This is a genomic window from Klebsiella sp. HMSC25G12 (assembly GCF_001807705.1).
In the GTDB taxonomy this organism is placed as follows: Bacteria; Pseudomonadota; Gammaproteobacteria; order Enterobacterales; family Enterobacteriaceae; genus Klebsiella; species Klebsiella variicola.
The window spans coordinates 147302-171789 of sequence record NZ_KV789804.1; the positions used below are offsets into that span (position 1 = coordinate 147302).

Sequence of the window (24488 nt, forward strand, 5' to 3'; positions counted from 1 at the left end):
CTTTTGAGAACTTACTGCATCATTAATGCAACTTATAGCCAACATACCGGTGTAGCGATGGCGCTTATGGATGCGTACAGCGGTTAGATCATTCCGGATTCGGCGATAAGGATTTGGCGCCGCGCCTGAGGCGCGGCTTCAGGCCCTAATAAAAGGCTGCGCCAATTTCAATAATTATCGTTACGGCTACTGGATTCTGTGCGCCACCTCACGCACAATGAATACAAACTTTGCCCCCAGAAAAAGCAAAGAGCGCCACACCTGCAGGAGAAACCCAAATGTCATCACTGAGTAAAGAAGCCGTCCTCGTTCATGAAGCGCTGGTCGCTCGTGGGCTGGAGACGCCGATGCGTGCGCCAGTACAAGAAATTGATAACGAAACACGCAAGCGTTTGATTACCGGTCATATGACCGAGATTATGCAACTGCTGAATCTGGATCTGAGTGATGACAGTCTGATGGAGACCCCGCATCGCATCGCCAAAATGTATGTCGATGAGATCTTCTCCGGGCTGGATTACTCCCGCTTCCCAAAAATCACCGTCATTGAAAACAAAATGAAGGTTGATGAAATGGTGACCGTGCGCGATATCACCCTGACCAGCACCTGCGAACACCATTTCGTCACCATCGATGGTAAAGCGACAGTAGCCTATATCCCGAAAGATGCGGTGATCGGGCTGTCGAAAATCAACCGCATCGTGCAGTTTTTCGCTCAGCGTCCGCAGGTCCAGGAGCGTCTGACCCAGCAGATCCTGATCGCGCTGCAGACGCTGCTCGGCACCAGCAACGTGGCGGTATCCATTGACGCGGTGCATTACTGCGTGAAGGCGCGCGGCATTCGCGATGCGACCAGCGCCACCACCACCACCTCTCTCGGCGGCCTGTTTAAATCCAGCCAGAATACCCGCCAGGAATTCCTGCGCGCAGTACGTCACCACAACTAAAACGGAGCAGGGTACATGGAGAGAAATGTCACGCTGGACTTTGTCCGCGGCGTCGCCATCCTCGGTATCCTGCTTCTCAATATCAGCGCCTTCGGCTTGCCGAAGGCCGCTTACCTCAATCCCGCCTGGTCAGGAAGCGCGACCCTCAGCGATGCCTGGACGTGGGCACTCCTCGACCTGCTGGCGCAGGTGAAGTTTCTCACCCTGTTCGCGTTGCTGTTTGGCGCCGGTCTGCAGCTATTGCTCCCGCGAGGGAAGCGCTGGATCCAGTCGCGGCTGACGCTGCTGGCGCTGCTCGGTTTCATTCACGGTCTTTTTTTCTGGGATGGCGACATTCTGCTGGCCTACGCCCTGGTGGGGCTGGTGAGCTGGCGCATGGTGCGTGAGGCGCACCATGTCAAATCGCTGTTCAATACCGGGGTGGTGCTCTACCTCATCGGCATTGCGGTGCTGGTCCTGCTGGGAGTCATCTCCGGGACGGCGGCGAATCGCTCCTGGGTGCCGGATGCGGCGAACCTGCAGTATGAGCAGTACTGGAAGCTGCACGGCGGCATGGAGGCGGTCAGCAACCGGGCGGATATGCTATCGGACAATCTGCTGGCGCTGGGCGCCCAGTATGGCTGGCAGCTGGCGGGGATGATGCTGATGGGCGCGGCGCTAATGCGCAGCGGCTGGCTCAAAGGGCAGTTCAGTCTGCGTCACTACCGGCGCACGGGTGCCCTGCTGGTGGTTGCCGGCATGGCGGTAAATCTGCCGGCAATATTCGCCCAGTGGTATCTGGCCTGGGACTATCGCTGGTGCGCGTTTTTGCTGCAGGCGCCGCGCGAACTGAGCGCCCCCTTACAGGCGATCGGCTATGCCTCGCTGGCCTGGGGCTACTGGCCGCAGCTGTGCCGTTTCCGCCTGGTGGGCGCTATCGCCTGCGTCGGACGCATGGCGCTGACCAACTACCTGTTGCAGACCCTGATCTGCACCACCCTGTTTTATCATCTCGGGCTGTTTATGCGCTTCGATCGTCTGCAGCTGCTGGCCTTTGTTCCCCCCATCTGGGCCGTTAACCTCCTTGTCTCATCGCTGTGGCTGCGCCGCTTCCGCCAGGGGCCGGTGGAATGGCTGTGGCGTCAGTTAACCCTGCGTGCGTCAGGCACATCATTGAAAGACACATCCAGATAACGATCTCGATCACAATCATTAACAAAACGGATGTAAACGTTTCCAGCCGTGTGACCTCACTCACGTAGCGGACCGCGGGTCGCTGCCAGAATAGCCTCCTTGCTGAGCACAGGAGGTGAATGTGACGTGCTGTAATTCTCTTAAGGTCGCTGAGTATGATCACCATTCGTGATGTCGCCCGCCAGGCGGGTGTATCCGTGGCCACCGTGTCGCGGGTGCTGAACAACAGCGCGCTGGTGAGTCCGGATACGCGCGACGCCGTGATGAAAGCGGTGACCCAACTGGGCTACCGACCCAACGCCAACGCCCAGGCGCTGGCCACCCAGGTGAGCGATACCATCGGCGTGGTGGTGATGGACGTCTCCGACGCCTTCTTCGGCGCGCTGGTGAAAGCGGTGGATACCGTCGCCCAGCAGCATCAGAAGTATGTGCTGATCGGCAACAGCTATCACGAGGCGGAAAAAGAGCGCCACGCCATCGAGGTGCTGATCCGCCAGCGCTGCTCGGCGCTGATTGTCCATTCGAAAGCGCTCAGCGATGATGAACTGAGCGACTTTATGCAACATATCCCGGGAATGGTGCTGATCAACCGCATTGTGCCAGGCTTTGCCCATCGCTGCGTCGGGCTCGACAACGTCAGCGGCGCGCTGATGGCCACCCGCATGCTGCTCAATCACGGTCACCAGCGCATCGGCTATCTCTCCTCAAACCACGGCATTGAAGATGACGATATGCGCCGGGAAGGGTGGAGCAAAGCGCTGCAGGAGCAGGGCATCATCGCCCCGGACAGCTGGGTCGGTTCTGGCTCCCCGGATATGCAGGGCGGCGAGGCGGCGATGGTCGAACTGCTGGGGCGTAATCTCGGTCTCACCGCGGTATTCGCCTATAACGACAGCATGGCGGCCGGCGCGCTGACGACCCTGAAGGACAACGGCATTGTCGTGCCGCAGCATCTGTCGCTAATTGGCTTTGATGATATTCCTATTTCCCGTTACACCGATCCTCAACTCACTACCGTGCGCTATCCGGTAATGTCGATGGCAAAGCTGGCCACCGAGCTGGCGCTGCTGGGGGCGGCCGGCAAGCTGGATCGCGAGGCAACGCACTGCTTTATGCCGACGCTGGTGCGCCGTCATTCCGTTGCCCAGCGGCAAACTGTGGGGCCGATCACTAACTGAAGCGGTGATGGGATGTAACCGCTTTCAATTTGTGAGTAAATTCACAGTATATTAACATTCGCCTGATTATGATGGCAGCGTTTACCAGTCTGAACCACGAGGTGATGGGTTATCCTCACTTTTTTAAGTAGGAACAAGGCGTTAAACGAGTTTTAGAGCCGTATCTTTCTGGAGCGTTACCCGACACGGAAGACCGAATTTTCGTCGTGAAATGCGTTGTGCGGTAACACTAATGCAACAAACCCCGCCCGCACTTTTTCACAATAATGACCCTGCATAATAAAACCGGAGATTCCATGAATAAGAAGGTGTTTACCCTGTCTGCTGTAATGGCTGGTCTGTTATTTGGCGCCGCCGCACACGCAGCAGATACCCGTATCGGCGTGACGATTTATAAATATGACGACAACTTTATGTCGGTGGTGCGTAAGGCGATTGAAAAAGATGGCAAATCCGCGCCTGACGTCCAGCTGCTGATGAATGACTCGCAGAACGACCAGTCGAAGCAAAACGATCAGATTGACGTGCTGTTGGCGAAAGGCGTGAAGGCGCTGGCGATTAACCTGGTTGACCCGGCGGCAGCGGGAACGGTGATTGAAAAAGCGCGCGGGCAGAATATTCCGGTGGTGTTCTTCAACAAAGAGCCTTCCCGCAAAGCGCTGGATAGTTATGACAAAGCTTATTACGTCGGTACCGATTCGAAAGAGTCCGGGATTATTCAGGGCGATCTGATCGCCAAGCACTGGAAAGCCAACCCGAACTGGGATCTGAATAAAGACGGTCAGATCCAGTTCGTCCTGCTGAAAGGCGAGCCGGGCCATCCGGATGCGGAAGCGCGTACCACCTACGTTATCAAAGAGCTGAATGATAAAGGTCTGAAGACCCAGCAGCTGCAACTGGATACCGCCATGTGGGATACCGCGCAGGCGAAAGACAAAATGGACGCCTGGCTCTCCGGCCCGAATGCGAACAAGATTGAAGTAGTGATCGCGAACAACGATGCCATGGCGATGGGCGCGGTTGAAGCGCTGAAAGCGCACAACAAGAGCAGCATTCCGGTGTTTGGCGTCGATGCCCTGCCAGAAGCGCTGGCGCTGGTGAAATCCGGCGCGATGGCCGGTACCGTGCTGAACGATGCCAACAACCAGGCGAAAGCGACCTTCGATCTGGCGAAAAACCTCGCGGAAGGTAAAGAAGCCGCGGCGGGCACCAACTGGAAAATTGACAACAAGATTGTTCGCGTACCGTACGTGGGCGTCGATAAAGACAACCTGAGCCAGTTTACCGGCAAGTAATCGTGATGTGAGTTGCGGGCGTGGTTTAACCACGCCCGATTATTCCTGATACAGAACCAGACTCCTGCTGGCGTAATTGCGCCGGACGGGGCGTGCATGAACGCAGCCAGGTATAACTATGGTCAGCAATAATAGCGAACGGTCAGGCGAATATTTGTTGGAAATGACCAACATCAACAAATCGTTTCCTGGCGTCAAGGCTCTTGATAATGTCAACCTGAAGGTTCGTCCGCACTCCATTCATGCGTTAATGGGTGAGAACGGCGCCGGCAAATCGACATTATTAAAATGCCTTTTTGGGATCTATCAAAAAGATTCCGGTAGCATTCTTTTTCAGGGAAAAGAGATCGATTTCCATTCGGCGAAAGAAGCCCTGGAAAACGGTATATCGATGGTGCATCAGGAATTAAACCTGGTTTTACAGCGTTCAGTCATGGATAACATGTGGCTCGGACGCTATCCCACCAAAGGCATGTTTGTCGATCAGGACAAAATGTACCGGGATACCAAGGCCATTTTTGATGAGCTGGATATTGATATCGACCCGCGTGCCCGCGTCGGTACCTTATCGGTATCCCAGATGCAGATGATTGAGATCGCTAAGGCGTTTTCCTATGACGCCAAAATCGTCATCATGGACGAGCCGACGTCATCGCTGACGGAAAAAGAGGTCAACCATCTGTTTAAGATCATCCGCAAGCTGAAAGATCGCGGCTGCGGTATCGTCTATATCTCGCATAAAATGGAAGAAATTTTCCAGCTGTGCGATGAAATAACCATCCTGCGCGACGGCCAGTGGATCGCCACCCAGCCGCTGGAAGGGCTGGATATGGACAAGATTATCGCCATGATGGTCGGGCGCTCGCTCAACCAGCGTTTTCCGGATCGCGAAAATACCCCGGGAGAAGTGATCCTCCAGGTGCGCAATCTCACCTCGCTGCGTCAACCCTCCATTCGCGATGTCTCCTTTGATCTGCATAAGGGCGAAATTCTCGGTATCGCCGGCCTGGTAGGCGCTAAACGCACCGACATCGTGGAGACCCTGTTCGGGATCCGTGAGAAGGCCAGCGGCACCATCACCCTGCACGGTAAGAAGATCAACAACCACAGCGCCAACGAGGCGATTAACCACGGTTTTGCACTGGTGACCGAGGAGCGGCGCTCCACCGGGATTTATGCCTATCTGGATATCGGTTTTAACTCGCTGATCTCCAATATTAAGAAATATAAAAACAGCATCGGCTTGCTGGATAACTCGCGAATGAAGAGCGACACCCAGTGGGTTATTGACTCGATGCGCGTTAAAACCCCCGGCCAGCATACGCAGATCGGTTCGCTTTCCGGTGGTAACCAGCAAAAGGTCATTATAGGCCGCTGGCTGCTGACCCAGCCGGAGATCCTGATGCTGGATGAGCCAACGCGCGGTATCGACGTCGGCGCCAAATTCGAGATCTACCAGCTGATTGCCGAGCTGGCTAAAAAAGACAAAGGGATCATTATTATTTCTTCCGAAATGCCGGAACTGCTGGGGATTACCGACCGCATTCTGGTGATGAGCAATGGCCTTGTCGCGGGCATTGTAGAGACTAAAACCACCACGCAAAACGAAATACTGCGTCTTGCGTCATTGCACCTTTAAGATCAGGGGCTTCACATGAGTGCGTTAAATAAAAAGAGTTTTCTCACTTACCTGAAAGAGGGTGGGATATATGTCGTCCTTCTGGTCCTGTTGGCCATTATTATTTTCCAGGATCCGACATTTTTAAGTCTGCTCAACCTGAGTAATATCCTGACTCAGTCTTCGGTGCGTATTATTATTGCCCTGGGCGTGGCCGGACTTATCGTCACGCAGGGGACCGACCTCTCCGCCGGCCGTCAGGTGGGACTGGCGGCGGTGATTGCCGCCACCATGCTGCAGGCGGTGGATAATGCCAACAAGGTGTTCCCGGATATGGCGACCATGCCGATCCCGTTGGTGATCCTGCTGGTGTGCGCCATCGGGGCGGTCATCGGCCTGATTAACGGGATCGTCATCGCCTACCTGAACGTGACGCCGTTTATTACCACCCTCGGCACTATGATCATCGTGTACGGCATTAACTCGCTGTACTACGACTTCGTGGGCGCGTCGCCGATCTCCGGTTTTGACAGCCACTTCTCCCATTTTGCCCAGGGGTTTGTGGCGCTGGGCTCGTTCCGCCTGTCCTACATTACCTTCTACGCGCTGATTGCCGTCTTCTTTGTCTGGATCCTGTGGAACAAGACGCGCTTTGGTAAAAACATCTTCGCTATCGGCGGTAACCCGGAAGCGGCGAAAGTCTCCGGGGTTAACGTGGCGTTGAACCTGCTGATGATCTATGCCCTCTCCGGGGTGTTCTACGCCTTCGGCGGCCTGCTGGAAGCCGGGCGTATCGGCTCGGCGACCAATAACCTCGGCTTTATGTACGAACTGGACGCCATCGCCGCCTGCGTAGTGGGCGGCGTTTCGTTCAGCGGCGGGGTAGGGACCGTATTCGGCGTGGTGACAGGGGTGATTATCTTCACCGTCATCAACTACGGCCTGACCTATATCGGCGTCAACCCTTACTGGCAGTACATTATTAAGGGGGCGATTATTATCTTCGCCGTGGCGCTGGACTCCCTGAAATACGCCCGTAAGAAATAAGATTGAACGCATCAAAAACCCGCGCCTGGCGCGGGTTTTTACTATTTAAATAGAGAAGAAATAAGTGTTTTAGAAATAGGGACGAGTCCTGTTTCAAGGCCAAACGGCTTATAGATTTTATTAATGATCTCGGCAGAATAATTGCCTTTATCATTTTCCACATCAGATAAGGTCTTACGAGAGACATCCACTAGCCGGGCATATTCATCCTGGCGTAAACCCAGAACTTCTACTCTCAGTTTTTTCAGGGCCTCTCCCTGGCTGATGGCGCCTAGCATGATGTCATGGATAATGGCGTGAATGACCGCCTGACGATCGACCGTTTTGACTTTTTTTAAACCAGCCGAGACGCGTTGTCTGCTTATCTCTGAACGAGCTTTTTTTTCCGTAGCCGTTACCCCGGTGGCGGGTAGGGATGGTGGGTTATCCGCCCGCAGCCTGGCTAAGGTATTTTGGATTTCTGTTTCTTTTTTATTCAGGGTCTTCATAACAGCCCCCAGCGAGCGAGTTTGTCAGGTATAAATTTAAAACCAATTGATGGCATTTCCAGAATCTGAACAGGAACGCCGCGTGCTTTAAGACGGGATGGTAAATCAACGAGTTGAGATGCGGTTTCACTTAAAGCATTAAGCAATGTGTCAGGGGCGATCCATTCAGCCAAAGCTTGTGCGATGGCGCCAAAGTTATATTCTCCTCCTGATTCGCAGGCTAATGACCACTTCATCGTGCGCGGTATACCTTCCGGGTCGGCTTTCATTGGTGCAAAATCGTAGATTGGCGCAAGGATAATTTCATTATCTGCTTTCATAAATGCAGTATTACGTCCATGGTTATCACTATTGCCAAAAATAATGTTTAATAAGTCTCGACGTACCCAATCGATGGTAAATCCTTGAACATCAAAGCGATAATTCTGTACTCTTACCATATTACTGGATGTGATCTTTTCGATTAGGATCCGCAGCGTGGTTTCATGATCAAGTATCGTCGCTGGCGCTTTTTGTAACAGAGAATAGACTGACTCCATTCCCAATCTCATTATCCGGCCATCACCGTCTCTTCTGATATCAAATCGCGGCAACCAGAGAGAGGGATAATGTAGCCCCTCCTGCTGCGGCTCCTCGTTCCTGGTCATAGTCGAGAAAATCACTGGCACGATTCATGACATCAGTGACAGAGAACGTTTTACTGCTTGCCAGACTATCCCAGTCCGGCACCGAGTCTTTAATGCGTAAATTTCCCACTGGCGACATCGTGCCGAATTTGAGCAAGATGAAATTCTGCTGGCCCTGAGGAAGTTCACTGATATCTAAAAAGTTAACCCAGTAACGTCGGCTGGCGCCGCCTGGAATGATATCGTCTATAAATCTTAACCATCCAGGATTTCCGTGATCCTCAAAATAAAGCGAAACGGGATGGTTGAGCGACACGGCGTGAAAGTCATCGCGTTCCAGAAAGTCGATGGCGTAATCGGTAAGATAGTCGATTTGTGTTGTAAACCAGTCCCCTTGCTCACTACCGGGGAATTTTATCAACGCAATGTCTTGCCACTCCGCATTGAGAAAGGCTTGTACCGTTAATGTTTCCATCGCGCCCTCCAAAAAGGATGATGAGTGAAATATTACGCATTAAAGAGCATTCATGCAATTAACGTTACTTATAATACGCATTGTTTTGGCATCGCATGATTAATGCATCTTATATCACTCATTGGCGGGTTTTGTGTTTTTCTGCAGTTCCAGCAGCTGCTCCGGAGTGACTGCCGGGTAGGACTGGGCGTCATCCGGTACGTCATGCTGTTGAGCCGGAATCGGGATGAGAGGGCCGAGAAAGCGCGGTTCCCGTTTGAAGATATAGAGGTCCGCCAGCGCGCCAAAGCGGGCGCCGAACTCGCGCAGCCGCACGCTCCACATATCCTTCGGCGACGGCACCGCGTAGCACTGGGCCTGGATCCCCATATGCAGGGCGATAAACAGCGCCCGTTCGCAGTGGAAGCGCTGGGTGATGATAATGAAGTCGTTGGTATCGAACACTTTGCGGGTGCGGACAATCGAGTCGAGCGTACGGAAGCCGGCATAGTCCAGCACGATATCGGCAGGATCGACGCCGCCTTTAATCAGGTCCCGACGCATGGTCATCGGTTCATTGTAGCTTTGCAGAGCATTATCGCCGCTCAGCAGCAGATAGTTGACCTTGCCGCTGTTGTAGGCGTTCAGCGCGCCCTGGATGCGGTAGCGGTAATACTGATTGATGACGCCGGTGCGGTAATATTTGGCGGTGCCCAGCACCACGCCGACCTGACGGTAGGGCAGGTCCTGCAGCTCATCATAGATATAGGGCGCGGTTTTCCAGCTCATCCAGCGGTCAAGGCCCAGCACGGTCAACAGCAGCAGGCCGAGCAGGACTAACAGGCTGTAGAACACACGCTTTAACATGAACTTGGCTCAATAATAGACAACGGAGTCTTCAGGCTACTTTACCCGCCGGGTAAGCGCAAGAAACCCGCGTTTGATTGCGGGGATTTTCAGCAATACAGACAGATCGCCGAACGCAGGTCGGGTAAGGCGTGAGCCGACACCCGGCATAGTGATCTTCAGCTCGCCATGGCGCGAACCGTAGGTCGGGTAAGCGTAGCGCCACCCGACAACATCTCGGTATATCAGGTCGACGGTATATCAGGTCGGCCGGATAAGGCGAAACCGTCATCCGGCAATCTGCTCAGGCTGATCAACCTAACAGGACGCGCTCGATATTCTGGCAGCCCAGCGCCTTCAGGGTGGCGACGGTGGCATCCCACTGGATCAGCGCCGCGTCGGCTTTCTCCGCGAGGATTGCCCGCTGGATAGCGGGATAATCATAGCCGTTGAGGCTCAGGAGATTCAGCGCCCCCTGCAGTGGCGGCAGCGTCGGATTGAACGCCGCGTTTTCCGCATAGCTGCCGCTGAAAATGGTGCCGTCTTTCAGCTCCAGCGCCACGCCGGAGGGCGAGTGGCTGTAGGGCGCATGGCAGCGGTTGGCGGCCTGAATGGCTGCCTGGGTCAGGGCATCGCCGCTCACCGGGTAGCCATGGTCCTGTGCATCCATCAACAGGGTTTTTATCTCCAGATCTTTCGGACCAAAGGCGTCCGGCAGATAGTGCTCCAGGGCATGCGCTTCGCGGCCCGGCAGATGAATGCGCAGCGCCAGTCCGCTGTTCAGTTCGTTCATAAACTGACGGCAATGGCCGCACGGCGTGTAGTTCACCGTAATAGCGCGCAGGGAGGTCTCGCCGCGCAGCCAGGCGTGGCTGATGGCGCTCTGCTCGGCGTGAACGGTCTGCTGCATGGTCGCCCCGAGAAATTCCATATTGCCGCCAAAGTACCAGCGGCCGCTGACGCCGCGGGCGATCGCCCCGACGTTAAAATGAGAAAGGTCGGCGCGCGCGCAGGCGGCAGCAAGCGGCAGTAGCGCAAAGGCCAGCGCGTCTTCGTCCAGACCTGTCGCCTGCTGCAGCGTCGCCACCTGATCGGCTTCGAGCAGCGCCGGGAAGTGCGGGTCGGCGAGCATCGGGGCGATGGCCGCCTGCAGGTCTGCTGCCAGAGTCGTCAAAGCAGCTTGAAAACGTGAGTGCATAGCGTTGCCTCATAACAATGTAATGGGAAGCCAGTGTACGGGCGTCCAGCAGTCTCATATGTGACGAATATCTCATTGTTTATGCAACTTTGATTTGTTGCATTAAAAAATGTGATTTAAATCACAATTTATCCCACTACCGCGAGGATCAGCGGAAATAAGAACGGTGCCATCAACGAGGTGATGATCCCGCACAGCACCAGCGCCAGCGAACTAAACGCCCCTTCCTGGTAGTCCAGTTCCGCACAGCGGGCGGTGCCGAGGGCGTGCGAGGCGGTACCCATTGACAGGCCGCGTGACGCTTTGGTGCGAATGCGCATCAGGTTAAGCAGCGTATGGCCGAATACCGCGCCGAGGATGCCGACAAAAATCACGCACACGGCGCTGATGGCCGGAATACCGCCGATGCTGCCGCTGACCGCCATGGCAATTGGCGTAGTGACCGACTTAGGCAGAATAGAGGCGGCGATTTGCGGCGTGGCGCCCATCAGCAGGGCGACGGTAGTACCGGTGATCATCGCCACGCAGCTGCCGATAAAGCAGATGGTGATGATTGATTTCCAGCGCGCGCGGATCTGGTGCAGTTGCTCATACAGTGGAAAGGCCAGCGCGACCACCGCCGGCTGCAGCAGATCGTTCAGGACTTTGCTGCCGGCAAAATAACGCTCATAGGAGATCCCGGTCAGCAGCAGAAACGGAATTATAACTACCATCGCCACCAGCAGCGGGTTGAGCAGCGGGAACTTAAAGCGGGCGGCCAGCCTGCGGGCGAGAAAAAAGACGATCAGGGTTAGCGGCAGCGACCACCAGATTTCATGCATCATTTTTCTTTTCCTTTTGCCCAATCACTTTACGTTCGCCATGCACCAGGTGAGAGCTCCAGCTCACCACCACAAACACCACCAGCGTGCTGATGGCGCAGGAGATGACGACTGGCCCCAGCTGGGCGCGCAGCAGATCCCAGTATTGCATCACGCCGACGCCGATGGGCACGAACAATAGCGCCATATAGCGGATCAGGATATTGCAGCCAGGATTGACCCACTGCGGCGGCATAATTTGCAGCGCCAGCAGCACGAAGAGGATCAGCATGCCGATGATGCTGCCGGGGATAGTGATGGGCAGCAGTCCGGCGATAAAAATTCCGGCGTATAAGCAGGCGTAAATCAGGACGAAGGCCCGCAGGTACTGCCAGATAATAGTCAGCGATTTACTCATGGTAATAACCCTTGATGAAGTGCATTCATCATACAATTAATCCCTAAAATGTGCTACCGATCACATCATGAATTCTACGCATAGCGCTGATAGCGTACGGGAACAATAGCCTCTCCCGGCAGGACCCGACAGCTCGCAGCTTAGGGTATATGGAGTCCCACGCTACCTTTTTGAACGAGGCGCGGCAAATAAAGGCGGCATGAGACGCCGCAGACTCCTGTAAAGCATAGAGATTATCTCCTCGCTTTGCCGCATTCGCCGAACGGGGAATGGCGTACGGCAGGCCGGACGCATTGAGCGCTTTCCACCAATGCCTGGAGGCGCTACCATAGCGCCTCTTTTTTTTCCGGATAACGATATGCGTGTTCTACTGGCGCCGATGGAAGGCGTGCTCGATTCGCTGGTGCGCGAGCTGCTGACCGAGGTTAACGATTACGATCTGTGCATCACCGAATTTCTGCGCGTGGTGGATCAACTGCTGCCGGTAAAATCGTTCTACAGGCTGTGCCCGGAACTGCATCATCAGAGCCGCACGCCGTCCGGCACCCGCGTGCGCGTCCAGCTGCTGGGACAATATCCCGAGTGGCTGGCGGAAAACGCCGCCCGCGCGGTGGAGCTGGGGTCGTGGGGGGTGGATTTAAACTGCGGCTGTCCGTCTAAGCTGGTGAACGGCAGCGGCGGCGGGGCGACGCTGCTGAAAGATCCGGAGCTGATCTATCGCGGTGCGAAAGCCATGCGCGAAGCGGTTCCCGATCATCTGCCGGTGACCGTCAAGGTGCGACTCGGCTGGGACAGCGGCGAACGGCGCTTCGAAATCGCCGATGCGGTGCAGCAGGCCGGGGCCAGCGAGCTGGTGGTTCACGGCCGCACCAAAGAAGATGGCTACAAAGCCGAACGCATTAACTGGCAGGCGATCGGTGAGATCCGCCAGCGTCTGACCATTCCGGTGGTGGCCAACGGCGAGATCTGGGACTGGCAAAGCGCCCAGGATTGTATGGCCGTCACCGGCTGCGATTCGGTGATGATTGGCCGCGGGGCGCTCAACGTGCCGAACCTCAGCCGGGTGATCAAATACAACGAACCGCGCATGCCGTGGCCGCAGGTGGTTCAGCTGTTGCAAAAATATACCCGCCTGGAAAAGCAGGGCGACACCGGTCTGTATCATGTGGCGAGAATTAAGCAATGGTTAGGCTATTTACGCAAGGAATATAGTGAGGCGCTGACTCTGTTTAATGAAATTCGCGCCCTGCAAACGTCTGCTGAAATAGCGGCGGCCATCGCCCGCTATTAAACACCATACTGTTATTTGCTTCACATATTATTACTTGCCTGCCTATTGCTGGTAGGCATGAGTTGAATAAAGTGATAATGTGCGGTCAATCAATTCAGGATTGCTACTGAACCCAGGCAAAACCTAAGCACTTTCGTCATTCGTGGCGGAAAGTGCTTAGGTTTTTTTTTGGCTAAAATTCAATGGTGAAAAAATGGTTATGTAAAACAATAGGTTGTAATTAACGTTTTCTCTGGCATCGTCGCGGTTTTATTACCGGCGGACGCCCTTTGCCATTCATTTTTTAAAAAAGAAAACAGATAAATAAATAGCCTGGGGATCCCCTTTGTTTTTATTCAGTCACGGTGGATATCACAATGCATAACAAAAAAATAAATCAGCTTTTGATCGGCGCGGCGCTGGCGACAATGGTGCCTGCCGTGAGCGCCGCGGAAACTCCGGCGTGGAACGGCAGCGTGCTGGGGTTCGAAGCCGGGCAGCAGGGGCTGCTGGGCGATATGCTGGGCATTCGTCCGATCCTCGAAGAGAACGGCTTTCATTATAATCTCGGGTATCTTAACGAGATGGCCTACAACGCCAGCGGCGGTTACGACCATGATAAACACCTGGCCTATATTGACCAGGTGGCGCTGACCTTTACCCAGGATCTGGAGCGCTGGACCGGCATACCGGATGCGCGTCTCGAAGGCAACATCGTCAACCGTAACCACGATGATAACCTCACCACGAAACGGCTGCAGGATCCGCGGGTGAGTTTCAACGATCTGTCGCAGGAGAGTTGGGGCGGCGGGTCGATCACCCGCCTCGGCTGGCTGACCTTTGCCCGCAGCTTTGACGACCGTCGCCTGACCTGGCGCATCGGTATGATGAACAAGGTGCAAACTTTCGACCAGATCATTCCCTGCGATTTTCAGCTACTGACCCAGTGCGGTGGGAAATCGGCCAACTCGCTGACCTGGAATAACTGGAACATCCACACCTGGGGCACCACCCTGGAGTACAAGCTGACGCCGACGGTCACCCTGAAAGGCGGGGTGATGGAGCAAAACCCGCAGGCTACCGCGCGCAGTCACGCCTGGAGCGGGTCGACGAAGGGCAGCAAAGGCATTTTACTGCCGATGGAGATCGAAACCCGTCCGCTGATGAATGGCCTGCCGGGAGCCTATAACCTGGGTGTGGTCTGGACCAACGCGCCGCAAACCGACCTCTACAGCGGCAAATCCGGCGGCGCCGGGGCGACCGATCCGCAAGGCTACGCCGAGCACGACAGCACCTGGTTTATGTACGCTGGTCTGAACCAGCAGATCACCCGCCACGCCGACGACCCGCTGCGGGGGATGAGCGTCTCGCTGAGCGGCAGCCTCAGCGACCAGCGCAGCAACTATATCCACTCCGCCGTCGCCGCCTCCATGCGCTACCGCGGGCTGTTTGACGCCCGCCCGGAGGACTGGATTGGCTTTGGTCTGACGTGGATCGACATGAGCAGCCACTACGCACGTAACCAGCGCTATATGAATCAACTCAGCGGCGCCACCGACTATAACGATCCGGCTTACCAGCCGGTGGCCGGTCATTCGCTGAACGGCGAGCTCTATTATCGCTTCCGCCCGGTTTCCTGGCTGGAGCTGCAGCCGGGCCTGCAGTACTGGCACCGTCCGGGCGGCGTTGCGCAGACCCAGGACGCATGGGTGGTGGAGTGGAAAACGGTGGTGACTTTCTGATAGTCGCGATCTTAATCACGTTTTTTCACTTGTCAGGTTGAGCGCGCAGCAGAAGTTGTTACAGTGCGGGTGTTGGATTGCAACTGCTGCGGCAGGCAAAACCTGATCACCTGGCGTTTCGTCGGGGGTCAGGTTTTTTTGTTTCTGGGGTCTATATGCAAATCGCCAAAGTACTCAATAACAATGTGGTGGTGGTTCTTGACGAGCACCGGCGCGAACAGGTGGTGATGGGGCGAGGGCTGGCCTTTCAGAAACGCCCGGGCGACGTGCTGGACGACAGTAAAATTGAAAAAGTCTTCGCCTTACAGAGCGATGAACTGGTAGGCCGCTTAGGTGAGTTACTCAGTCAGATACCGTTAGAAGTGATGACCACCTGCGATCGCATTATCGACCTGGCACGCGGGCGGCTGGGCAAGCTACAGGAAAGTTTGTACATCACATTAACGGATCACTGTCATTTTGCTATCGAGCGGCAGAAAAAGGGCATCGCACTGCGTAACGTGCTGCTGTGGGAGATTAAGCGGCTGTATCCGAAGGAGTTCGCGCTGGGTCAGGAGGCAAGGGCCATTATTGCCAAAAGGCTTGGTGTGGAGCTGGCGGAGGATGAAGCCGGATTTATCGCCCTGCATCTGGTGACGGCGCAGCTCAACAGCGAAATGCCGGAGGTCATGCACGTGACCCGGGTGATGCAGGAGATCCTGCAGCTGGTGAAGTATCAGCTGCAGCTTAACTATGACGAAGAGTCATTGAGCTATCAGCGCTTTGTCACTCATCTCAAGTTCTTCGCCCAGCGGATGCTGACGCGCACGGTGGTGGAAGATGACGACGTCTCGCTGCACAGCGCGGTGAAAGATAACTACGCTAAAGCGTGGAAGTGTGCGGAAACGGTGGCGACGCATCTGCAAAAGCAGTATCAGCGGTCGCTGACCACCGAAGAGATTATGTTTCTTGCCATTCATATCGAACGGGTAAGAAAAGAGGGGCGTTAATTCCCCCCAACAAAACTGGATTGTTACTGCATGATGCAGGCAAAACCTGAGCGCGACGCCCACCGGCGTGGTTCTCGGGTTTTTTTATTTTTTACTACTCAGTCGCCGGTTGTCTGCGGGCAGCGGCAGTAAGGAAAAGAGCATGGAATATAAAGCACTCGCGCAGGATATTCTCAACCGCGTCGGCGGCAAAGAGAACATTGTGAGTCTGGTTCACTGTGCGACACGTCTGCGTTTTAAACTGAAAGATAACGGCAAAGCCGATGCCGAAGGGCTGAAGGCCAATCCGGGCGTCATTATGGTGGTGGAGAGCGGTGGCCAGTTTCAGGTGGTGATTGGCAACCACGTTCACGACGTCTGGCTGGCGGTGCGCCAGGAGGCGGGGTTAAGCGATGACAGCGAACCGGTTACCGGGGAAAAAGCGGCTAAAGGATCGGTGTTAAGCCAGCTTATCGACATCATTTCCGGCATTTTTACACCGTTTATCGGCGTGATGGCGGCGACCGGTCTGCTGAAAGGCCTGCTGGCGCTGGCGGTGACCTGCGGCTGGCTTACGCCGGAGCAGGGGACTTATAAAATCTGGTTTGCCGCCAGCGACGCGCTGTTCTTTTTCTTCCCGCTGTTTCTTGGCTATACCGCTGGGAAGAAGTTTGGCGGCAACCCGTTTATCTCGATGGTGATTGGCGGGGCGTTAACCCACCCGCTGATGATTCAGGCCTTTGAGGCCAGCCAGGCGCCGGGCGCGGCGGTGGAGCACTTTCTCGGCATTCCGGTGACCTTTATCAACTACAGCTCGTCAGTGATCCCGATTATTCTCGCCTCGTGGGTCTGCTGCTGGCTGGAGCGCAAGAGCAACGCGCTGTTGCCGTCATCAATGAAAAACTTCTTCACCCCGGCGATCTGCCTGGCGGTGGTGGTCCCGCTCACCTTCCTGGTGATTGGCCCGGTCGCCACCTGGCTGAGCCATCTGTTGGCCAACGGCTACCAGTTCATTTATGCGTTTGCCCCATGGCTGGCGGGCGCGGTACTGGGCGCCATGTGGCAGGTGTGCGTTATTTTTGGCCTGCACTGGGGGCTGGTGCCGTTGATGATCAACAACATGACGGTACTTGGTCACGACTCCATGCTGCCGATTATTCTTCCGGCGGTGATTGCCCAGGTGGGGGCGGTTCTGGGGATTTTGCTGGCCACCCGCGATGCGCGTCAGCGGATGCTGGCCGGTTCCGCCTTCTCTGCCGGGCTGTTTGGCATCACCGAGCCGGCTATCTACGGTCTGACCCTGCCGCTGCGTCGTCCGTTTATCTTCGGCTGTATCGCCGGCGCCATCGGCGGGGCGATCACTGCCTTCAGTAATAGCCATGCTTACTCGTTCGGTGTGCCGAATATCTTTTTCCCGGCGCAGATGATCCCGCCTGGCGGGATTGACGCCACCGTCTGGGGCGGGCTTATCGGCACCGGCGTGGCTTTCGTGCTTGCCTGCGTGCTGACCTTCTTCGCCGGCATGCCGCGCGCCAGCGCTGCACCGGGCGCCGTGACGGTAGCCCCGGCCTCGGCAAACGATATTCTGGCGCCGATGAGCGGCAGCGTTATCGCCCTCGAGCAGGTGCCGGATAGCACCTTCGCCAGCGGCCTGCTCGGTAAAGGGGTCGCCATTATCCCGGCGGTGGGCCAAGTGATTGCCCCGTTCCCGGGCGAAGTGGCTTCCCTGTTTCAGACTAAACATGCCATCGGCCTGCAGAGCGACAGCGGCATTGAGCTGTTGATCCACGTCGGCATCGACACGGTCAAACTCGACGGCGTGCCGTTTACCGCACATGTCAAAGAGGGCGACAGGGTGCAGGCCGGCGATCTGCTGATCGAGTTCGATCGTCAGGCGATTCTGGATGCCGGTTACGACCTGGCGACCCCGATCATTATCAGCAACAGCGACGACTACCGGGAAATTGATACGGTGGCGTCCAGCGCCGTCGAAGCCGGCCAGCCGCTGTTGTCAGTCAGCCATTAATCACAGGAGAGAGAGATGAAAACATTCCCGGCGGATTTTTTATGGGGCGGCGCGACCGCGGCGAATCAGGTGGAAGGGGCTTATCTGGAAGAGGGCAAAGGCTTATCCACCTCCGATGTGCAGCCGCACGGCGTGTTCGGCGAGGTGGTCGAGCGCGTACCCGGCGACAGCGGTATTAAGGATGTGGCGATCGATTTTTACCATCGCTACCCGGAAGATATCGCTCTGTTCGCCGAGATGGGCTTTAACTGCCTGCGGGTGTCCATCGCCTGGACCCGCATCTATCCCAACGGCGATGACGCCGAGCCCAACGAAACCGGTCTCGCGTTCTACGACAAGCTGTTCGACGAGATGGTGAAGCACAACATCACCCCGCTGGTGACGCTGTCGCATTATGAAATGCCGTGGGCGCTGGTAAAAAACTACGGCGGCTGGGGCAGCCGGGAGGTGATTGGTTTCTTTGAGCGCTATGCCCGCACGGTGTTCAGCCGCTATAAAAATAAGGTCAAATTGTGGCTGACCTTTAACGAAATCAATATGTCGCTGCATGCCCCGATGACCGGCGTCGGCCTGCCGGCCGGCAGCAGCAAAGGCGAGGTGTATCAGGCGATTCACCACCAGCTGGTGGCCAGCGCCCTGGCGGTTAAAGCCTGTCACGAGCTGGTGCCCGAGGGCAAAATCGGCAATATGCTGCTCGGCGGGCTGATGTATCCCCTGAGCTGCAAACCGGAAGATGTGTTTGAGACGCTGCAGGAGAACCGCAGCTGGCAGTTCTTTGGCGACGTGCAGGCGCGCGGCGCGTACCCGGGCTATATGCTGCGCTTTTTCCGCGACAACGGCATCACGCTCACCATCACCGATGCCGATCGCGAGGCGCTGAAAACCACCGTCGACTTTATCTCCTTTAGCTACTACATGACCGGCTGCGTCACCGCCGACGAGGCGCTGAACCAGCAGGCGCGCGGCAATATTCTCAGCATGGTGCCGAACCCGCACCTGGCGAGCTCGGAATGGGGCTGGCAGATAGACCCGCTGGGCCTGCGTACGCTGCTGAACGTGCTGTGGGATCGCTATCAGAAGCCGCTGTTTATCGTGGAAAATGGTCTGGGCGCCAAGGATAAGGTGGAAGCCGATGGCAGCATTAACGATGACTACCGCATCAGTTACCTGAACGACCATCTGGTGCAGGCGCGGGAAGCCATTGACGATGGCGTTGAGCTGATGGGCTTTACCAGCTGGGGGCCGATTGACCTGGTGAGCGCCTCGAAGGCGGAGCTGTCGAAGCGCTATGGCTTTATCTATGTTGACCGCCATGATGACGGCACCGGCACCCTGGCGCGCAGTAAGAAGAAGAGTTTTGACTGGTATAAAGAGGTGATTGCCAGCCGCGGCGCCAGCCTGAAAGCGTAAAGGATGCCCGCCCGGCCATCGCCGGGCGGGGGATTAGCCCGGTTTACGCGCGCGCAGTAAAAAGATCATCGGACGTTCTTTCTCTTCATCCAGGGCGGGCTGTTGGACAATCTGTTCGGCGCTCGGACCCCACTCATCCAGCTGCTCCAGCACAAAACCCGCGGCGATAAGCGCGTTTATCCAGCTTGAGAGCTTGCGATGTTGCTTGATGACGCCCTCGGCAAACCAGTTGCTGACGCGCTCACCCTCCTGCTGATAGTGACTGACCGGCCAGCTTTTCTGTCCCTGGTCATCCACCCGCCAGCCCTGCTGCAAGGGGGCGGTATAGATGGGATGTTCGGCGGAAAAGACCAGGGTGCCGCCGGGAACCAGCGCCTGCTGCAGGGTGGCGAAGAGCGGGGCAATGTCCGGTAAATAATGCAGCGCCAGCGAGCTGTAGACCAGATCGCAGCTGTTGGCGGGCAGCGTCAGGGTTTGCAGATCGGCGCAGCGGTAGACAATCTCATCCCCGCGGGTCATCTCCCGCGCCTGCGCCAGCATGCGCTGGGAGATATCAAAACCGGTTATCTGGCTGGCTCCCTGCTGCTGTGCCCAGCGGCAAAACCAGCCGTAGCCGCAGCCGAGATCCACCACCCGCAAACCGGTTATCGGCGGCAACATTGCCTGCAGGGAAGGCCACTCCGGTGCGCCATCCAGCCCCTTCACCGAGCGATCGAGGGTCGCATAGCCGGCAAAAAACTGCGGGTCGTCATAAATATTCTGACTCATATTCATCCCTTGAATTGATAAGGTTGTTTATTTTTAGCTAACTAATAATTTAGTCACACGCTTTACTAAACGCGTTTAATTCAATTAACTTATGATAACCAACCTGATTAAGTTATCTGACCTGTCTAATGAAATTGATATTAAATAAAAGCGTGCTGGCGGCATTGCCCCTGGCCATCGCGCTGGCTGGCTGCGCGCCATCTCATGAGGTTGCTAATCCGCCGCAGCAGCAAATTCCAGCCTCCCATGTTTCCATGGATCTCCCTGCCGCCGTCAAAAATGGCTGGCCGCAGACCGACTGGTGGAAAGACTACCACGATGCCCAACTGGATAATCTGATTCAGCGCGCACTCGCCAATGCGCCGGATATGCAAATTGCCGAACAGCGCATCAGGCTTGCCGAAGCGCAGGCGCGAATGTCGCAGGCGAATCTTGGCCCGGAGATGGATTTCTCCGCCGATGTTGAACGCCAGCGCATGTCGGCCGAAGGCCTGATGGGGCCGTTCGCCACCGACACCGACGGCAATACCGGCCCGTGGTACACCAACGGCACCTTCGGCCTGACCGCTGGCTGGGTTCTGGACCTGTGGGGTAAAAACCGCGCGCTGGTGAAAGCGCGCATCGGCGAGCTGAAAGCCCAGGTGGCGGAGCAGGCCCAGACCCGCGAATTGCTTTCTGGCAGCGTGGCGCGCCTGTACTGGCAGTGGCAGACGGAAGCGGCGATTAAAGCGGTGCTGCAGCAGGTGAAGGGTGAGCAAAATAATATCGTGACGGTCGACAAGGCCCTGTTGCAGCGCGGGATCACCAACTCCGCCGAGGGGGCGGAGAACGATATTAACGTCAGCAAAACCGACCAGCAGCTGGCGGACGTGGCGGGCACGATGAAAGAGATTGAAGCGCGCCTGATGGCCCTGACCAACAGCCAGAGCCAGTCGCTGAACCTCAAACCGGTCAGCTTGCCGACGGTCAGCGCGCAGCTGCCTGATACCCTCGGCTATGAGCTGCTGGCGCGCCGCCCGGATCTGCAGGTTGCTCACTGGTACATTGAGGCATCGCTGAGCGAAGTGGACGCGGCGAAAGCGGCGTTTTATCCCGACATCAATCTGATGGCGTTCCTGCAGCAGGATGCCCTGCACTTAAGCGATCTTTTCCGTCACTCGGCGCAGCAGATGGGCGTCACCGCCGGACTGACGCTGCCGATCTTTGACAGCGGCCGCCTCAATGCCAATCTGGATATTGCCAGCGCGCAGAACAGCCTGTCGATAGCGCAGTACAACAAAGCGGTAGTGGATGCCGTCAACCAGGTGGCGAAAACCGCCAGCCAGGTCGAGACGCTGATGGCCAAAAGCCAGCAGCAGCAGCAGGTTGAAAAAGACGCCCAGCGGGTGGTGAACCTGGCGCAGGCCCGAATGGCGGCGGGGATCTTACCCGGCTCCAGAGTCAGTATGGCGAAGCTCCCGGCGCTGCAGGAGCGCATTACCGCATTGCGCCTGCACGGCCAGTGGATTGACGCCAGCATTCAGCTGACTTCTGCTCTCGGCGGCGGCTATCACCAGAGCGTGAAATAACCGGCGCAACGGCGCGCCTGCGGGGGCGCCGTTTAGTCTTTCTTCTTCCTTTCTCGCCGCCTGAGCCACCAGTGGGCGGCGACCACCAGTCCTACCGCGAGGATCAGCCAGATCCAGTGCTTCAGATGGGCGTCCAGATGGTGCAGCCACGGGCCAACCACCTCGCCGCCGAGATAGCCAATGGTGGTAAACAGCAGGGCCCACACCAGCGCTCCGACAATATTCAACGGCAGGAAAATGCGCGGCGGCAGGCGGCTGGCGCCGATCAGCAGGGGGCCGATTACCCGGAAGCCATACATAAAGCGGGTGCCGATGACAAACAGCCACGGCCGGTGCTGGATCATGCGCTGCGCTTTACGTATTCGCGCCTTCTGGCTGGCGAAACGGCGCAGAATGCGTCCCCCGAAGCGGCGGCCGACCAGATAGAGCAGCTGATCGCCAATCATCCCGCCGAGGGCGACGGCGATCACCACCAGGGGAAACTTCAGTAACCCCTGATGCGCTGCGACGCCGCCCAGCAGGGTAATGGTCTCACCTTCCGCCATGCTGCCGAGGATCAGCGCCGCGTAGCCATACTGGGAAATCAGGTGATTGATATCCATAAACAGCTTATCTCCTTATCTCATCACCTGTTAATCATACACCCTGCTGACCAAAACGCGGCGACGCAGTTTTTTTGCGCTGTACACAAAATAATCTACAGGGTGAATTATACTTGGATCAGTGCAGTACGAAGCCGTGACAAGGGGGACGCTATGAACCATGTCTGGGGGCTCTTCGCTCATCCCAACCGGGAGATGAGCGTGATAAAGAGCGAGAATGAAACCATTTCTCATCACTATACGCACCATGTGCTGCTGATGGCGGCGGTTCCGGTGGTGTGCGCCTTTATCGGCACTACGCAGCTGGGCTGGAACTTCGGCGACGGCACCGTTATTAAACTGTCGATGTTGACCGGTCTGGCGCTGGCGGTACTGTTTTACGCCGTGATGCTGGCCGGGGTGGCGATCATGGGGCGGGTTATCTGGTGGATGGCCAGGCAGTATCCGCAGCAGCCTTCGCTGAAACGCTGCATGGTGTTTGCAGGCTATGTGGCCACGCCGCTGTTCCTGAGCGGGATTGTGGCGCTCTATCCGCTGGTCTGGCTGTGCGCGCTGATCGGTACCATCGCGCTGTTTTACACCGGCTATCTGCTCTATCTGGGCATCCCGACCTTCCTGAGCATTAACCGGGAAGAGGGTTTAAGCTTCGCCAGTTCGACGCTGGCCATCGGAGTGCTGGTACTGGAAGTGCTGCTGGCGATCACCGTGGTACTGTGGGGGTATGGTTACCGACTCTTCTGATCGCACGTCACTGGATAATATGCATTGCCGGCAAATATGTATTTTGTGTCGGCAATGCAGCATTTCTTCACGATTCTTATTAGGCACAGGGCCTTACGGCGCGGTATGATGGCGTTTGCCAGCGATGTTGCCCACTTAACCTCGCGGCGTACGTTCCATAACGTGCAAAAATACTTTTCAGAATGCCCATGATGCCGAAATTTCGAGTCTCTTTGCTCAGCCTGACCTTGCTGCTGGCTGTGCCTTTTGCGCCCCAGGCGTTAGCAAAAACCTCCGCGGCGGTTGCCGCCTCGCAGCCGGATATCGCCTCCGGCAGCGCCATGATCGTCGATCTGGCAACCAAAAAAATCATCTATGCCAGCCAGCCGGATCTGGTGCGCCCGATGGCGTCAATCACCAAAGTGATGACCGCCATGGTGGTGCTCGATGCCCATCTGCCGATGGATGAGATGCTGACGGTGGATATCAGCCATACGCCGGAAATGAAGGGGATCTACTCCCGCGTGCGCCTCAACAGCCAAATCAGCCGCCGCACGATGCTGCTGCTGGCGCTGATGTCTTCCGAGAACCGCGCGGCCGCCAGCCTGGCGCATCACTATCCAGGCGGCTACGATGCCTTCATTCGCGCGATGAACGCCAAAGCCCAGGCGCTGGGCATGACTCATACCCGCTACGTGGAGCCGACGGGCCTGTCGGTGCATAACGTCTCCACCGCCCGCGATCTGACCAAACTGCTGATCGCCAGCGAGCAGTATCCGCTGATCGGTCAGTTGAGCACCACCAAAGAAGAGACCGCCACCTTCGCCCATCCGGCCTACAGCCTGCCGTTCCGCAACACCAACCATCTGGTGTATCGCGATAACTGGAATATCCAGCTGACTAAAACCGGCTTCACCAACGCTGCCGGCCACTGCCTGATTATGCGTACGGTGATTAACCAACGCCCGGTGGCGCTGGTGGTGATGGATGCCTTCGGTAAATACACCCACTTCGCCGACGCCAGCCGCTTGCGGACCTGGATTGAAACCGGGAAGGTGATGCCGGTACCCGCCTCGGCGCTGAGCTATAAAAAGCAGCGCGAAGCGCAGATGGCAGAGGCGATGCTGAAAGGCGGCGCGCAGACCGCGCAGAACGATTAATCTGCCTGTCCCCCGGATGGCGGCGCATTGCGCCTTATCCGGGCTACGTGATTTGGCACCGGGTTCGCCCCCTTCGCAAGCCCGGCAAGCGCAGCACCGCCGGGCAATATACCCGACACCGTGCCGCGTTTGTGCCGGATGGCGGCGCATTGCGCCTTATCCGGGC

22 protein-coding genes and 1 pseudogene are annotated in these 24488 nt (G+C 56.6%); 14 read left to right on the forward strand and 9 right to left on the reverse strand.

The genetic code is table 11. The features are described 5' to 3' along the window. Positions 1-278 precede the first annotated feature (278 nt). The 6 genes from folE to mglC all read left to right on the forward strand — a co-directional run bounded on the left by folE (position 279) and on the right by mglC (position 7258). Positions 279-947, forward strand: a complete 669-nt coding sequence (folE, locus tag HMPREF3096_RS03270) for a GTP cyclohydrolase I FolE (protein ID WP_008804025.1) — start codon at positions 279-281, stop codon at positions 945-947. A 15-nt stretch (positions 948-962) separates the two neighbouring features. Further along, complete coding sequence (gene yeiB / locus HMPREF3096_RS03275) at positions 963-2120, forward strand: DUF418 domain-containing protein YeiB (protein WP_008804026.1); 1158 nt, start codon at positions 963-965, stop codon at positions 2118-2120. Positions 2121-2275: 155 nt separating this feature from the next. Next, complete coding sequence (galS, locus tag HMPREF3096_RS03280; RefSeq protein WP_012967553.1) at positions 2276-3298, forward strand: HTH-type transcriptional regulator GalS; 1023 nt, start codon at positions 2276-2278, stop codon at positions 3296-3298. A 296-nt stretch (positions 3299-3594) separates the two neighbouring features. Continuing rightward, positions 3595-4593 (forward strand): galactose/glucose ABC transporter substrate-binding protein MglB, encoded by a 999-nt coding sequence (mglB, locus tag HMPREF3096_RS03285; protein ID WP_008804028.1) that lies wholly within the window; start codon positions 3595-3597, stop codon positions 4591-4593. 118 nt (positions 4594-4711) lie between these two features. Next, a complete protein-coding gene (gene mglA / locus HMPREF3096_RS03290) occupies positions 4712-6232 on the forward strand; it encodes a galactose/methyl galactoside ABC transporter ATP-binding protein MglA (protein WP_008804029.1) in 1521 nt (506 codons plus the stop codon). A gap of 15 nt (positions 6233-6247) precedes the next feature. Further along, positions 6248-7258: a galactose/methyl galactoside ABC transporter permease MglC gene (mglC, locus tag HMPREF3096_RS03295; protein WP_002912871.1), complete on the forward strand. Its 1011-nt coding sequence runs from the start codon at positions 6248-6250 to the stop codon at positions 7256-7258. Positions 7259-7299: 41 nt separating this feature from the next. Here the strand turns inward: mglC and HMPREF3096_RS03300 are convergent, their stop codons facing one another. The 7 genes from HMPREF3096_RS03300 to HMPREF3096_RS03330 all read right to left on the reverse strand — a co-directional run bounded on the left by HMPREF3096_RS03300 (position 7300) and on the right by HMPREF3096_RS03330 (position 12088). Then, positions 7300-7746: a helix-turn-helix transcriptional regulator gene (locus HMPREF3096_RS03300; protein WP_012541033.1), complete on the reverse strand. Its 447-nt coding sequence runs from the start codon at positions 7744-7746 to the stop codon at positions 7300-7302. Next, positions 7743-8393, reverse strand: coding sequence for a HipA domain-containing protein (locus HMPREF3096_RS31295; RefSeq protein WP_227538828.1), 651 nt, complete (start codon positions 8391-8393; stop codon positions 7743-7745). Before HMPREF3096_RS31295 ends, HMPREF3096_RS03300 begins: the two co-directional genes overlap by 4 nt. Continuing rightward, positions 8326-8847: a hypothetical protein gene (locus HMPREF3096_RS31300; protein ID WP_023297992.1), complete on the reverse strand. Its 522-nt coding sequence runs from the start codon at positions 8845-8847 to the stop codon at positions 8326-8328. Before HMPREF3096_RS31300 ends, HMPREF3096_RS31295 begins: the two co-directional genes overlap by 68 nt. Positions 8848-8961: 114 nt before the next feature. Then, a complete protein-coding gene (sanA, locus tag HMPREF3096_RS03315) occupies positions 8962-9693 on the reverse strand; it encodes an outer membrane permeability protein SanA (protein ID WP_008804033.1) in 732 nt (243 codons plus the stop codon). Between the two features lie 292 nt (positions 9694-9985). Then, complete coding sequence (cdd, locus tag HMPREF3096_RS03320) at positions 9986-10870, reverse strand: cytidine deaminase (protein ID WP_012967554.1); 885 nt, start codon at positions 10868-10870, stop codon at positions 9986-9988. 128 nt (positions 10871-10998) lie between these two features. Continuing rightward, entirely contained in the window at positions 10999-11694 is a 696-nt protein-coding gene (locus HMPREF3096_RS03325; protein WP_008804035.1) for a CidB/LrgB family autolysis modulator, read from the reverse strand. Then, on the reverse strand, positions 11684-12088 hold the full coding sequence (locus HMPREF3096_RS03330) for a CidA/LrgA family protein (RefSeq protein ID WP_004201620.1): 405 nt from the start codon (positions 12086-12088) through the stop codon (positions 11684-11686). The genes HMPREF3096_RS03325 and HMPREF3096_RS03330 overlap by 11 nt, the downstream gene beginning before the upstream one ends. Before the next feature lie 358 nt (positions 12089-12446). On the opposite strand from HMPREF3096_RS03330, the gene dusC reads away from it, so the two are divergent. The 5 genes and pseudogenes from dusC to HMPREF3096_RS03355 all read left to right on the forward strand — a co-directional run bounded on the left by dusC (position 12447) and on the right by HMPREF3096_RS03355 (position 19504). Further along, entirely contained in the window at positions 12447-13379 is a 933-nt protein-coding gene (gene dusC, locus HMPREF3096_RS03335) for a tRNA dihydrouridine(16) synthase DusC (protein WP_012541036.1), read from the forward strand. A gap of 356 nt (positions 13380-13735) precedes the next feature. Further along, on the forward strand, positions 13736-15100 hold the full coding sequence (locus HMPREF3096_RS03340) for a carbohydrate porin (protein WP_023323031.1): 1365 nt from the start codon (positions 13736-13738) through the stop codon (positions 15098-15100). A 155-nt stretch (positions 15101-15255) separates the two neighbouring features. After that, positions 15256-16089 carry a transcriptional antiterminator BglG gene (gene bglG, locus HMPREF3096_RS03345; protein WP_002912842.1) on the forward strand — a complete coding sequence of 278 codons (834 nt, stop codon included), beginning with the start codon at positions 15256-15258 and terminating at the stop codon, positions 16087-16089. Between the two features lie 30 nt (positions 16090-16119). Further along, a pseudogene (gene bglF / locus HMPREF3096_RS03350) lies at positions 16120-18094 on the forward strand (PTS beta-glucoside transporter subunit IIABC). Between the two features lie 15 nt (positions 18095-18109). Then, positions 18110-19504, forward strand: coding sequence for a glycoside hydrolase family 1 protein (locus HMPREF3096_RS03355; RefSeq protein ID WP_023323030.1), 1395 nt, complete (start codon positions 18110-18112; stop codon positions 19502-19504). Between the two features lie 33 nt (positions 19505-19537). On the opposite strand, the gene HMPREF3096_RS03360 is transcribed toward HMPREF3096_RS03355, so the two are convergent. Further along, a complete protein-coding gene (locus HMPREF3096_RS03360) occupies positions 19538-20272 on the reverse strand; it encodes a class I SAM-dependent methyltransferase (RefSeq protein WP_008804040.1) in 735 nt (244 codons plus the stop codon). A gap of 128 nt (positions 20273-20400) precedes the next feature. Here HMPREF3096_RS03360 and mdtQ point away from each other — a divergent pair, with 128 nt between their 5' ends. Next, complete coding sequence (gene mdtQ / locus HMPREF3096_RS03365; protein WP_070544297.1) at positions 20401-21840, forward strand: multidrug resistance outer membrane protein MdtQ; 1440 nt, start codon at positions 20401-20403, stop codon at positions 21838-21840. A 32-nt stretch (positions 21841-21872) separates the two neighbouring features. On the opposite strand, the gene HMPREF3096_RS03370 is transcribed toward mdtQ, so the two are convergent. After that, entirely contained in the window at positions 21873-22442 is a 570-nt protein-coding gene (locus tag HMPREF3096_RS03370; protein WP_023323029.1) for a DedA family protein, read from the reverse strand. A gap of 153 nt (positions 22443-22595) precedes the next feature. Here HMPREF3096_RS03370 and HMPREF3096_RS03375 point away from each other — a divergent pair, with 153 nt between their 5' ends. Next, positions 22596-23183 (forward strand): Yip1 family protein, encoded by a 588-nt coding sequence (locus HMPREF3096_RS03375; protein WP_008804043.1) that lies wholly within the window; start codon positions 22596-22598, stop codon positions 23181-23183. A gap of 188 nt (positions 23184-23371) precedes the next feature. Continuing rightward, entirely contained in the window at positions 23372-24322 is a 951-nt protein-coding gene (gene pbpG, locus HMPREF3096_RS03380; protein WP_008804044.1) for a D-alanyl-D-alanine endopeptidase, read from the forward strand. The last annotated feature ends 166 nt before the right edge of the window (positions 24323-24488 follow it).

Excerpts from the sequence above, each read along its gene's own strand:
- folE (WP_008804025.1), top strand. The coding sequence starts at position 279 with ATGTCATCACTGAGTAAAGAAGCCGTCCTCGTTCATGAAGCGCTGGTC.
- yeiB (WP_008804026.1), top strand. The coding sequence starts at position 963 with ATGGAGAGAAATGTCACGCTGGACTTTGTCCGCGGCGTCGCCATCCTC.
- galS (WP_012967553.1), top strand. The coding sequence starts at position 2,276 with ATGATCACCATTCGTGATGTCGCCCGCCAGGCGGGTGTATCCGTGGCC.
- mglB (WP_008804028.1), top strand. The coding sequence starts at position 3,595 with ATGAATAAGAAGGTGTTTACCCTGTCTGCTGTAATGGCTGGTCTGTTA.
- mglA (WP_008804029.1), top strand. The coding sequence starts at position 4,712 with ATGGTCAGCAATAATAGCGAACGGTCAGGCGAATATTTGTTGGAAATG.
- mglC (WP_002912871.1), top strand. The coding sequence starts at position 6,248 with ATGAGTGCGTTAAATAAAAAGAGTTTTCTCACTTACCTGAAAGAGGGT.
- HMPREF3096_RS03300 (WP_012541033.1), bottom strand. The coding sequence starts at position 7,746 with ATGAAGACCCTGAATAAAAAAGAAACAGAAATCCAAAATACCTTAGCC.
- HMPREF3096_RS31295 (WP_227538828.1), bottom strand. The coding sequence starts at position 8,393 with ATGACCAGGAACGAGGAGCCGCAGCAGGAGGGGCTACATTATCCCTCT.
- HMPREF3096_RS31300 (WP_023297992.1), bottom strand. The coding sequence starts at position 8,847 with ATGGAAACATTAACGGTACAAGCCTTTCTCAATGCGGAGTGGCAAGAC.
- sanA (WP_008804033.1), bottom strand. The coding sequence starts at position 9,693 with ATGTTAAAGCGTGTGTTCTACAGCCTGTTAGTCCTGCTCGGCCTGCTG.
- cdd (WP_012967554.1), bottom strand. The coding sequence starts at position 10,870 with ATGCACTCACGTTTTCAAGCTGCTTTGACGACTCTGGCAGCAGACCTG.
- HMPREF3096_RS03325 (WP_008804035.1), bottom strand. The coding sequence starts at position 11,694 with ATGATGCATGAAATCTGGTGGTCGCTGCCGCTAACCCTGATCGTCTTT.
- HMPREF3096_RS03330 (WP_004201620.1), bottom strand. The coding sequence starts at position 12,088 with ATGAGTAAATCGCTGACTATTATCTGGCAGTACCTGCGGGCCTTCGTC.
- dusC (WP_012541036.1), top strand. The coding sequence starts at position 12,447 with ATGCGTGTTCTACTGGCGCCGATGGAAGGCGTGCTCGATTCGCTGGTG.
- HMPREF3096_RS03340 (WP_023323031.1), top strand. The coding sequence starts at position 13,736 with ATGCATAACAAAAAAATAAATCAGCTTTTGATCGGCGCGGCGCTGGCG.
- bglG (WP_002912842.1), top strand. The coding sequence starts at position 15,256 with ATGCAAATCGCCAAAGTACTCAATAACAATGTGGTGGTGGTTCTTGAC.
- HMPREF3096_RS03355 (WP_023323030.1), top strand. The coding sequence starts at position 18,110 with ATGAAAACATTCCCGGCGGATTTTTTATGGGGCGGCGCGACCGCGGCG.
- HMPREF3096_RS03360 (WP_008804040.1), bottom strand. The coding sequence starts at position 20,272 with ATGAGTCAGAATATTTATGACGACCCGCAGTTTTTTGCCGGCTATGCG.
- mdtQ (WP_070544297.1), top strand. The coding sequence starts at position 20,401 with ATGAAATTGATATTAAATAAAAGCGTGCTGGCGGCATTGCCCCTGGCC.
- HMPREF3096_RS03370 (WP_023323029.1), bottom strand. The coding sequence starts at position 22,442 with ATGGATATCAATCACCTGATTTCCCAGTATGGCTACGCGGCGCTGATC.
- HMPREF3096_RS03375 (WP_008804043.1), top strand. The coding sequence starts at position 22,596 with ATGAACCATGTCTGGGGGCTCTTCGCTCATCCCAACCGGGAGATGAGC.
- pbpG (WP_008804044.1), top strand. The coding sequence starts at position 23,372 with ATGATGCCGAAATTTCGAGTCTCTTTGCTCAGCCTGACCTTGCTGCTG.